Source organism: Paraburkholderia sediminicola, assembly GCF_046027825.1.
GTDB lineage: Bacteria > Pseudomonadota > Gammaproteobacteria > Burkholderiales > Burkholderiaceae > Paraburkholderia > Paraburkholderia sediminicola_D.
The window spans coordinates 37,867-48,831 of record NZ_JAQQDU010000067.1 but is presented as its reverse complement, the minus strand read 5'-3'; the positions used below and the strand labels follow the sequence as shown (position 1 = coordinate 48,831).

The following is a 10,965-nucleotide window of genomic DNA, read 5'->3' as shown; positions in this document are numbered from 1 at the left end:
GAAATATGTCGCAAGCTGGTTAGCAACACCACACGCAGGCTAACAATATTTCAATTACATTTCACTCTTTTTTTTCATTCGCGAGGAAACTTTGACGGAATAGCGCGCGTGCATTAACGTGTCTGGCGGCGGGCGTTGGCATTCGGGTTGTTCCACCATCCAATGATTGGGGAAATCAAGAGCTATGCGCGAAACGATCCTGCGTTTCGAATCGAGTGTCAATGAAGCGATAGTGGGCCAGAAAGCAGTTGTCCGGCAGTTACTCATTGCGCTTCTCGCAGACGGCCACGTACTGCTCGAAAGTCTGCCGGGACTCGCCAAAACGCGCGCCGTCAAGGCCATTGCGACGCGCCTCGCGGCCACGATGAGCCGCATTCAGTTCACCCCCGATCTGTTGCCGTCCGACATCACCGGTGCCGAGACATTGCTGCAAAGCGGCGCGGAACACACCCTCAGTTTTCAGCCCGGCCCTATCTTCGGCAATCTGATTCTTGCCGATGAAATTAACCGCGCGCCTGCCAAGGTCCAATCCGCATTATTGGAGGCGATGGAAGAGCGGCAGATATCCGTGGCGGGAAAAACCCATCGAATGGCGGATCTGTTTCTTGTCATGGCCACACAGAATCCGATCGAACAGGAAGGCACCTATCCCTTGCCTGAAGCGCAAATGGACCGCTTTCTTCTTAAAGTGCTAATTAGCTATCCATCGCCGCAAAGCGAGACCGACATGTTGCGGCTGCTGCGGCGCGAAAGCGGCAAAGTCTCCGACGCGCCCGGTGTCCTCGCGCAAGATGTCATTTTCGCGGTGCGTGAAGAAATCAGGCAGATCACGGTTGCCCCGGCGATGGACGACTATATTGTGTCGCTCGTCAATGCGACCCGGCATGGTAAGGAGTTCGACGCCGACCTCGGCAAATGGATCGAAATCGGCGCGAGCCCGCGCGGTTCGATCGGCCTCGACCGGGCGAGCCGCGTGCAGGCCTGGTTGCAGGATCGAAAGTTCGTCACGCCCGACGATGTGCGCGCCGTCGTTCATCCTGTGCTGCGGCATCGGTTGATCCTCTCTTATGACGCCAATGCCGAGAACGTCAGTGCCGACGCTGTGGTCGACCGGCTGATCGAAAAGGTTGCCGTGCCGGCCTGACGCATCGCGCAATAAGCAACGTCGCATCGACGCGGGGGATCACCGTGGTTTTGATGTCCGAATCTGCAAGCGCTGCAACTTCTGCAATCGGCCGTGTGTATGTCGACGCGGCGTATCTGGCCAAGCTCGAGTTTCAGGCCCGCGGGCTGAGCTTCGTTGCACCCGCGCCGGTATCGAGTGTGCTGTCGGGCAATCACGCGTCGCGATTGCGCGGGCGTGGGCTCAATTTCGAAGAGATTCGCGCCTACCTGCCCGGTGACGATGTCCGCCACATCGACTGGAAGGTCTCGCTGCGCCTCGGCAAGCCGCAGATTCGCGCCTATACCGAAGAGCGTGACCGGCCGCTGCTGGTGGTCGTCGATCAACGCGTGAGCATGTTTTTTGGATCGCGCCGCGCGTTCAAGTCGGTGGTGGCCGCCGAGGTCGCCGCGCTTGCCGTGTGGATGGGCTTCACCGCCGGCGACCGGGTCGGTGGCGTGCTGTTCGACGACAGCCGGATCGTGCCGGTGAAGCCGCTGCGCAGCCGCAACCGGATCAAGGTCCTGTTCGGCGCGCTGGCAGGTATGAACAACGCGTTGCATGCCGATAGCGAAGCGCGCACCGACTATGCTCAACTGAACGCCGCGCTCGAAGGCGTGCTTCAGTTAGCCGGTCACGACTACCTGATCTGCATCATCAGCGATTTCGCCGGCGCGAACGAACGCACGCAGCGGCTGTTGCGGCAGTTGTCGGTGCACAACGACGTTGTCGCGGCAATGATCTTCGATCCCTTGTGGCAGCACATGCCCGAACACCGTGCGCTGGTGGTGAGCGAAGGGCATCTGCAGGTGGAACTGCGTATCGAGCAGGAGCGGGTGCGCGCGCCGCTATCGAGTCTGTTCAGTGGCCGCACCGCCGAGGTGGCGGAATTGCTGCGTTCAAGCGGCGTACCCCTGATGGCGCTCTCGACAGCGGAGCCGACGGTCGACCAGGTGCGGCGGCTGTTCGGCCAGCGCGCGCGGCCGGCCACAGGGAGCGGTCTATGAGCAACACGGCGGCGCTGGTTCCACCTGACTCGTCCGGACAACTCAAGCCCTTGCAGGAGCTGCCGTTGCCTGACACGGTGTCGTATGTGCCGCAGACCATCGGCTGGGTGTTGGTTGCCGTCGTGCTGCTGGTGGCAATCGGGGTAGCGATCTGGTTTGGCAGGCGACGCCGCGAGAAGCAGCGCTACCGGCGGGCCGCGCTCACGGAGCTGGCGAGTATCGAAGCCAGTCTCGCGGCCACTCATGCGGACCGTGAACAACGCGCGCACGCGCTTGCCGACATACCACGCCTCATCAAGCGTACCGCGCTCGCGGTCGTGCCGCGTGAGCAGGTCGCGGCGCTGACCGGCGACGAATGGCTCGCGTTCTTGCAACGCACACACGGCCGCTTCGACGCCAGAAGCGGGGCGCTTCTCGCGCTCGCGAGCTATGCGCCGCCGGAAGTCGTTGCAGCGATTCCCGACGACGACGCGGCAGCCCTCATCGTGCATACACGCGACTGGATCGAGCATCATCATGTGGAAGTTTGATTTCCCGTGGATGTTTGCGCTGCTGCCGCTGCCGTTCCTGGCGTGGTGGCTGGTGCCGGCGTATCGCACCCGGACCTCCGCGGTGCGCATGCCGTTCTTTCATGAAATGGCGCAGGCCGCCGGCGAGAAGCCGGCGCCAGGCGGCGTGCGGCTGCGCCGCAACTGGCTGCAACGTCTGCTGATGCCGCTGCTATGGGTGCTGCTGGTGATCGCCGCCGCCAAACCGGTCTATGTCGAAGCGCCGATCGTGCGCGAAGAGCCCGCGCGCGATCTGATGCTCGCGATCGACCTGTCGGGCTCGATGGCGACGCGCGATTTCGTCGATGCCGCCGGCGTCCGGATGGACCGGCTTAGCGCGGTCAAGCAGGTGGTGGCCGACTTCATCGCGAAGCGCAAGGGCGATCGCCTCGGTCTTGTCGTGTTCGGTGACGCCGCCTATCCGCAGGCGCCACTCACGCTCGATCACGACGCGGTGCAGGTTCTGCTCGATCAGATGCAGATCGGCATGGCGGGGCCACGTACCGCCATTGGCGACGCGATCGGTCTGACGGTCAAGCTGATGGCGAATTCGCAGGCACCGGAGAAGGTGCTGATCCTGCTGACCGACGGCAACGACACCGCCAGCGCTATTCCGCCCGAGCGCGCCGCCGAAATCGCCAGAGACCACAAGCTGGTGATCCATACCATTGGCATCGGCGATCCGGATGCGACTGGCGAAGACAGGGTCGATCTCGACGCGCTTGCGCGTATTTCAAGCATTACCGGGGGCCGGTCGTTTCGCGCACTCGGCCGGCAACAGGACCTGGCCGATGTCTACGCCACACTCGATAAACTCACGCCCGAGAAAGTGAGGCGCGAAATCTACCGGCCGCAGCGCGATTTCTACTGGGTGCCAGCCGGGCTGGCGGTGGCGATTTTCGCGCTCTACCACGTGCTCGCGCTGCTGATTGCCGTGCTGCGCGCCCCGCGTCGCGAGCGGCCGCCGGAGCGCGTGAAAATAGCGGAGGTCCGTCGTGGAAATTGATCTGACGGCCTTCCATTTTCTGCGGCCGGAATGGTTGCTGCTGCTGATTCCCGCCGTGCTGTTGCCACTCGTCTGGTTCCGCCGCAACAGCGTGCGCGCGCGCTGGCGCAACATCATCGATCCGGTGCTACTGGAACATCTGATCGTCGGCGACACGAAGCGCCGCGTGATTCAGCCGGTTCACACGGTGGCTCTGCTGCTCGGCATCGGCGCGCTCGCCGCCGCGGGGCCGACCTGGCAGCAGGAGCGCCCGCCGTTCAATCAGGACAAGGCGCCGCTCGTCGTCGTGCTTGAACTGGCGCATTCGATGGACGCAACCGATGTCGCGCCCACGCGGCTCGAGCGTGCCAAACAGAAGGTGCTCGACCTCGCGAAGGCGCGCAAAGGCGCACGCACCGGGCTGGTGGTGTTCGCCGCGACGGGCCACCTCGTTGTGCCGCCCACCGAAGACCCGGCCATGCTCGAACTGTATGTGCCCGCGCTGTCACCGTCGCTGATGCCGCGCGACGGCAAGAACGCCACCGCCGGACTCGATGCGGCCGAGCGCCTTCTGGCGAACGATCCCACCGCGGGCACGATTGTTTTCATGAGCGACGGCTTCGATACGAGTCAGACCGACGCCTTCGTGCGAAAGGCCAAATCGCTTCGCCATCAACTATTGTGGCTGGCGGTCGGCACGGAAAACGGCGGGCCGATACGCGGCCCCGACGGCACGATCGCCATGGACCCCGAAGGCCACCCGCTGATGGGGACCTTCGATGCTGACGCGATCCGCAAGGTAGCGAACGAAGCTGACATTCCGCTCGCCAGCATGCGCGTGGATGACGACGACGTGGTGTGGGTCCAGCATCGTGCGCAGGCCTATCTGGCGCAAGAGGAGGAGTCGAAGATCGTGCCGCGCTGGAAAGAAACGGGCTACTGGCTCGTGATTCCGTTGCTGCTGCTCGCGCTGTGGAGTTTCCGGCGGGGCTGGACCGTCAAGTGGCTTCCTGTGGTGCTGATCTCGCTAGCCTTCAGCGCTATTCCTCGTCACGCACAAGCCGGAGAGTGGCACTGGATCGACCTGTTCGCTACGCACGATCAGCAGGGCCGTTGGAATTTCGAGCACGGCAACTACAAGGTGGCCGCGCAACGCTTCGACGATCCGATGTGGAAGGGTCGCGCGCAATATCTCGCGGGCGACTATACCGGCGCCCTCGAAAGTTTTTCGCGTCTGAAGACGGCACAAGCGTATTTCTACATGGGCAACACGCTCGCGCATCTCGACGACTACGCCGCCGCCCTCAAGGCGTACGACAACGCGCTCAAACTTCAGCCTGCGCTGCCCCAGGCCGCAGTCAATCGGGACTTCCTGCAACGACTGCTGGCGAAAGACGAGCAGGATGAGATGGACCCGGAGGAGGATCCGCCCGATCAGGTTCAGGCCGACAAAAAGAAAGGGCGGGGCACGTCGACCGTGATCGAGGGGGCGCCGCGTCCGAGCGAAGAACTCTGGATGCGCAATCTGAATACATCGCCGGCCGTGTTTCTACAACAGCGCTTTGAACAGGAATCCACAGCAACAGGAGCGGGCGCGCCATGACAGCGTTTTTCCGACGGCTTCTGATCGTCATCGCGTGGCTTGGCGCCGCTTGCGCTTTAACGCCGGCCTTTGCCGACCCCGCACCGCGCATCATGGTTCGTGCGCATCTCGACCCCGCGGGTCCGGTCGTGGCGGGCAGCGAGGTCAAGCTCGTCGTCGACCTGCTGACGACCACATGGTTTACCGAAGCGCCGAACTGGCCGCTCTTTACTGTTGCCGATGCGATCGTGACCTTGCCGGACGAGCAGGCCGACAACCTTTCTGAAGACATCGGCGGCGTGCACTGGTTTGGCGTGAGCCGGGCCTATCGCATTGCGCCTCAGGCGGGCAAGACTTACGACATTCCGCCTGTTGCGATTGCCGTGTTCCCGGGTGGTGGTGCCAACACCCCGGTGCAGGTCATGACGCCCGCGCTTAAGCTCGTGACGACTTTGCCGCCGGGTGCGCAGGACATGGCCGTATTCTTTCCGACGACGGGGCTCACGGCCACGCAGACAGTTGAACCACCGAAGCAGGCGCTTCGGGTCGGCGATTCGATCACGCGCACCATCACGCAACGCGCAGCCGGCACTGAATCGATGCTGATTCCGCCGGTGAGTCTGGGCGAGGTCGATGGCCTGAAGCGCTACGCTAAAGCGCCCACGACGCGCAACATTGTGCAGGACCGGGTGGGGCTGGTCGCGGGCGAGCGAACCGACAGCGTGACCTACATCGCCGATCACAACGGCCGGTTCAAGCTGCCGCCTGTGAAGATTGAATGGTGGAACACGAAGACGCAAAAGAAAGAGACGATCGAGTTGCCGGGGGCGACGTTTTCCGCATCCGCAGGGCACGAGAAACCCCTCTTTGAGATCCCTGCCGATGTGATGAGCCAAGGTCTGCCGCACAGGATCATTGTGATTCACGGTGGGCAGTTGACCGCCGGCTGTGCGATCGTGCTGGGGCTTATCATGGCAATCTGGGCGCGCGCGCGAGTCGCAACGTTCTTGCGGCGCGCAAGGAAGGGCGCGAGCGAAGCACACAGGCGCTACCTTGAAGGCGACGCCGTTGCATGGCGCAGGCTTTGCCGTGTTGCTCGTCAAGGTGATTGGCAGCGGACCATTCCGGCTTTGTATCGCTGGATGGACAGAACATATGACTTTGGACGTCCGGCTCGGCTGGAAAGCCTTCCTCGCGCAGACGACGCTAGCGTCGCTGAACTGGTCGACGCTGTGACCGTGCACTATGCCGGAGGTGTCGCGCGCGACCTTAGCTGGGAGCATGCGGAAACTGCGTTGCGGCAGGCTGCGAAAACGGCAAGGTTGCAAAAGCTTGAAACGAGATCGCTTCCACCGCTCAATAATTTTTAGGCACATAAAGAGACCTGCCCGGTAATCACCCCCTTGGAAGTGGCATGGGCGGCCAATGTTCCAGCTTCGGATTCGAAGTTGGGATCGTGAGGCCAGAGGGTTTTCACCGGGGCCATCACCCACCCGCATCGGGTGGGTAACCGCAAATTTGCACCGGGACGCTGCATTGCAATCCTATACTCGGGCAGATGCGTTCCGTAGTGACGACCTATGTCGCCTGACTTTGCTCACGTTCTTTGGTCTCTTTAGTCTTCCCAGCATGTCCGATTCCGGTGAACACCCAGTAAACGTGCGCGTCTCGCCCAGCCTTGCGTTCGAGGCCGTGACGGGTACGAGGCTGATTCCGCCTCGTGGCGCACGGCAACTCATGCCGCGCGAAGCCTTGATGGCGCGGCTGCTCAACGCGCGACGGCAGCGTTGCGTGGTGATCCAGGGGCCGGCCGGGAGCGCCAAAACCAGCACAATGCTGGCCCTGAGGCAGGCCATGCTGACGTTGGACTTCGACGTGGCCTGGCTTTCGCTTGCTCCCGAGGACGATGACCTGACCGCGTTCTTTCACGGTCTGCTCGCGAGCCTTGCTACCGTGGATCCGGCGATCGCGCGCGAAGCGGAACTGCTGGTTGGCCGTGAGAGCGACGAGACCGCGGTTGAACACTGGGTGATCACACTCGTTCGCGGTATGGCTCGCCGCAAGCGCGAGCTGGTCCTGATGCTCGACGACGTTCATTACCTTCAGAGCCCCCGGATTCTCGAGGCATTGCGCTGGCTGCTCGACTACGCACCACCGCAGCTTCACGTGGTGTTGGCTTCACGGCGGGCGCTGCCCATCTCGCTGGCGCGCCTGCGCTCACAGGGCCTCGCGACGGAACTCGATCGACAGGATCTGCGCTTTTCGGCCGAAGAGTCGGAGCGGTTCCTGCGCGAGCAACTGGGTGACATCGCAAAGCGGGATGCGCAGGTCGTGCATGAACTGACCGACGGCTGGGCGGCGGGCCTGCAGTTGTTCGCGATCGACCTGAAGACCCGGAAAGGCGCGGCTTTCGCGCCAGCGACCGTGCGCGATGCCGAAACCTTCGCGCGCTACTTTGAACGCGAGGTGCTGGTGCGCCTCGCCCCCGACGATCTTCTTCTGCTCACCCGCGCGGCGCTATGCGAACGATTTTGCGCGCGCCTCTGTGCAAGTTTGATGCGGCATCCGGGCTCCGTTGGAGACGTCGGCTCCCGACTCAGTCGGCTGGAAGGAAACAATCTGTTCATCACCCGGATGGGTGTGGGACAGGAGGGCGAAACCTGGTATCGCCTGCATCCTCTACTGCGCGAGGTCTTGCAGCGCCGGGTCGCCGCACTGCCCGCTGCGGAACGACGCGAACTGCACGCGGCAGCCTGGCAATGGCTCAGTGTGCAAGGTTATGTCGACGAAGCGGTGCATCATGCCGTGCTGGCAGACAACGCACAGGCGGCTGCCGACCTCGTGGAAGGGTGTGCGCACGATCTGCTCGCGCGAGGCGAACTCCGGCAGCTTGCAGGCCTGGTGCGCCGGCTACCCCCGGCGCAGATTGCGGGGCGCTTCGATTTGCGCGTGATCACGGCGTATCTGCAAATGTATGCGGGCGAAACGGACGCGCTCATGCAGAGCATTCAGCAGATCGCAGCGCGCAGCGAGCGACCGGATCCGCGTCAGCGCTACGCGCTCGCGCTGCTTCGCGGCGGCCTGGCGCTACAGCGCGACGATACGGATTCGGTCGTAGCATTATTGCCGGAACTACAGCGCGTCCCGCCAGATGCGGACGATTTCACCCGAGCGGGTCGCGGCAATATCCTCTCGTGGATGTTTATCCATCGCGGCGAGTACGAACAGGCGCGCAAGGTGCTGGAGGAGGGGGCGCCGCATGGTGGCGCACCGCGCGGCATCCTGCTCGGCCGTTGCATGAGTGGCATGACGCACGCCGCCGAGGGGCAGGTGCTACTCGCCGAGCGGGTGTTTTGCGACGTGCTGGCGGAGGCGGAGAAGCAAGGCCCGGCCTACGTCGGCATTGCGTGTATGGCCGCCGCGCTGCTTGGCGAGGCGCTTTACGAACTGAACGATGTCGATGCCTCGTTCAGACTGTTGGACGAGCGTATCGACGTGCTCGAGCGTGTGTCGATTCCGGACACGGTCTTGCGGGCTCTGATGGCGCTTGCCAATGCGCACTGGTTCGCGGGCCGTCGGCTCGAGGCGGGCGATTGCCTCGAACGACTCGAAGACTACGCGAAGCGTCACGGTGTGGATCGGCTCCTCGCCAACGCACTATGCTTGCGCTCACGCTGGCTGCTGGAAGATGGACGTCTTGATGAAGCCGAGGCGGCGCTGCTGCGCTGCGAAGCGCTGGCGGCGCGTTATGCCGGCGCGGTACGCAGCACAGCTTGGGAAATCAGCGTCTGCGCCGACCTCGCGCGTATTCGCATGTGCCTGCATCTGAACGATTTCGACGGCGCGATGAACCGGCTGATGCCCCTCAGCGCACTGTCCGAAGCGGGAGGGCGGTGGTGCCGCGTAGCCGGGCTGCGCTTGCAGATGTCGATTGCCGAGAAGGGACGGCACAACGATAGAGCGGCTCGTGAGCATCTGGTCGAGGCTTTGCGCCTGGGCCACCGGCTAGGGTTGATGCGCAGCCTGCTCGACGAACTCGGTACAGGTCGGCAAATTCTCGAAACCCTGCCGCAGGAACAGGGCTTCGACCCCGTCCTGGCGTTCTACGCCCAGCGGCTGATCGATGCCGGGCAGGCAACGGCGCCTGTCGCACCACAAACGGCCGCGATGCACGTGCCGATCCAGTCGCTTAGCGAACGTGAGAATGAAGTGCTGGGTCTGCTGGCGCTTGCGCTACCCAACAAGAAGATTGCGCGTGTCATGGACGTTTCGCTCGACACGGTGAAGTGGCACCTGAAGAACATCTACAGAAAGCTGGAAGTGTCAGGCCGCGACGGCGCCGTCGCGAAGATGCGCGACGCAAACGCGTGATAGCCGCTTTCTCACTCGCGCCCATCCATTTACCCCACCCCACTCCACGGGGGTAGGCTTGCTCTCCACCCCCGCCGCGCACAATGCGTTTATGGAAGCAGCCGGCCGATGAACCCGGTCCGCGCTGCCAACGCATTTAATCGATGAGGAGCGTGCGGTGGAAATCAAACGTAATGTCTATCGCGAGGATCACGAGATGCTGCGTGAAACCGCGCGGCGTTTCTTCGAGCGTGAATGCCTGCCGCGTCAGGCTCAGTGGGACGCGGCGGGTTGCGTCGATCGTGAGACCTGGCTGAAAGCCGGCCGGGAAGGTTTGCTGTGCGTGACCGTGCCGGAAGAATACGGCGGCGGAGGTGGCGATTTCGGGCATTCGGCGGTCGTCGCGGAAGAGTTGCATCGTTCGGGCGTCTCGGGCTTCAGCTATTCCGTGCACTGCGATATCACCGCGCCTTACATCGTGCGGCTCGGCACGGAAGAACAGAAACGCAACTGGCTGCCGGCGATCTGCCGGGGCGAGAAGATTCTGGCCATTGCCATGACTGAGCCTGGGACCGGCTCCGACCTGAAGTCGATCCGCACGACGGCGGTACGTGATGGCGATGACTACATCATCAACGGCAGCAAGACCTTCATCTCGAACGGTCTCAATTGCGACATGGTGGTGGTGGTCTGCAAGACCGACCCATCGGCGGGTGCGAAGGGCGTGAGCCTCATTATGGTCGAGACGGACCGCGCGGGTTTTCGCCGGGGCCGCAAGCTGGAGAAAGTGGGGCAGGCTGCGGCCGATACCGCTGAACTCTTCTTCGACAACGTGCGCGTGCCGGCTGGCAACCTGATCGGCAACGAGAACGGCGGCTTCATCCACCTCATGGAAGAACTGCCGCAAGAGCGTCTGATCATCGCAGTGTATTGCGCCGCGAAGCTGGAACGGCAACTCGAATTGACGCTGCAGTACGTGAAAGATCGCCGCGCGTTCAATCAGACCGTATGGGATTTTCAGAACACCAAATTCAAGTTGGCCGATGTGAAGGCCCAGGCCGTCGCGGTCCGCACGCTCGTCGACTACTACATCCGCGAGCACATGGAGCGCAAGCTCACGCTGCAGGAAGCGGCGATCGCGAAGCTGTTCGCGACCGAAACGATGTGGAAGTGCATCGACGAGATGGTCCAGCTGCACGGCGGTTACGGCTACATGCTGGAGTACCCCATTGCGCGCGCTTTTGCCGATATGCGGGTAACACGCATCTTCGGCGGCACCAGCGAGGTGTTGCGCGATCTGATCTCGCGCAAGCTGTAAGTCTCCTTACCTT

General features: G+C 62.9%; 8 protein-coding genes. All 8 read left to right on the top strand.

The window, feature by feature from the left end:
* The first annotated feature begins 184 nt into the window (after positions 1-184).
* Entirely contained in the window at positions 185-1,144 is a 960-nt protein-coding gene (locus tag PQQ96_RS29530) for an AAA family ATPase (RefSeq protein ID WP_408299178.1), read from the top strand.
* Between the two features lie 53 nt (positions 1,145-1,197).
* The gene (locus tag PQQ96_RS29525; protein WP_408299176.1) at positions 1,198-2,169 is read left to right on the top strand and encodes a DUF58 domain-containing protein; all 972 of its coding nucleotides are present in this window, start codon (positions 1,198-1,200) and stop codon (positions 2,167-2,169) included.
* A complete protein-coding gene (locus tag PQQ96_RS29520; RefSeq protein WP_408299174.1) occupies positions 2,166-2,699 on the top strand; it encodes a DUF4381 domain-containing protein in 534 nt (177 codons plus the stop codon). Before PQQ96_RS29525 ends, PQQ96_RS29520 begins: the two co-directional genes overlap by 4 nt.
* Positions 2,686-3,723: a vWA domain-containing protein gene (locus PQQ96_RS29515; protein WP_408299172.1), complete on the top strand. Its 1,038-nt coding sequence runs from the start codon at positions 2,686-2,688 to the stop codon at positions 3,721-3,723. Before PQQ96_RS29520 ends, PQQ96_RS29515 begins: the two co-directional genes overlap by 14 nt.
* Entirely contained in the window at positions 3,713-5,305 is a 1,593-nt protein-coding gene (locus PQQ96_RS29510; RefSeq protein WP_408299171.1) for a vWA domain-containing protein, read from the top strand. Before PQQ96_RS29515 ends, PQQ96_RS29510 begins: the two co-directional genes overlap by 11 nt.
* The gene (locus PQQ96_RS29505; protein WP_408299169.1) at positions 5,302-6,654 is read left to right on the top strand and encodes a hypothetical protein; all 1,353 of its coding nucleotides are present in this window, start codon (positions 5,302-5,304) and stop codon (positions 6,652-6,654) included. Before PQQ96_RS29510 ends, PQQ96_RS29505 begins: the two co-directional genes overlap by 4 nt.
* 259 nt (positions 6,655-6,913) lie before the next feature.
* Positions 6,914-9,655, top strand: coding sequence for a winged helix-turn-helix domain-containing protein (locus tag PQQ96_RS29500; protein WP_408299167.1), 2,742 nt, complete (start codon positions 6,914-6,916; stop codon positions 9,653-9,655).
* Between the two features lie 157 nt (positions 9,656-9,812).
* Positions 9,813-10,952, top strand: a complete 1,140-nt coding sequence (locus PQQ96_RS29495) for an acyl-CoA dehydrogenase family protein (protein WP_408299165.1) — start codon at positions 9,813-9,815, stop codon at positions 10,950-10,952.
* Positions 10,953-10,965 lie beyond the last annotated feature (13 nt).

What these genes read in the sequence shown, in the direction of transcription:
- PQQ96_RS29525 (WP_408299176.1), top strand. Translation starts at nt 1,198, where the DNA reads ATGTCCGAATCTGCAAGCGCTGCAACTTCTGCAATCGGCCGTGTGTAT.
- PQQ96_RS29515 (WP_408299172.1), top strand. Translation starts at nt 2,686, where the DNA reads ATGTGGAAGTTTGATTTCCCGTGGATGTTTGCGCTGCTGCCGCTGCCG.
- PQQ96_RS29530 (WP_408299178.1), top strand. Translation starts at nt 185, where the DNA reads ATGCGCGAAACGATCCTGCGTTTCGAATCGAGTGTCAATGAAGCGATA.
- PQQ96_RS29520 (WP_408299174.1), top strand. Translation starts at nt 2,166, where the DNA reads ATGAGCAACACGGCGGCGCTGGTTCCACCTGACTCGTCCGGACAACTC.
- PQQ96_RS29505 (WP_408299169.1), top strand. Translation starts at nt 5,302, where the DNA reads ATGACAGCGTTTTTCCGACGGCTTCTGATCGTCATCGCGTGGCTTGGC.
- PQQ96_RS29500 (WP_408299167.1), top strand. Translation starts at nt 6,914, where the DNA reads ATGTCCGATTCCGGTGAACACCCAGTAAACGTGCGCGTCTCGCCCAGC.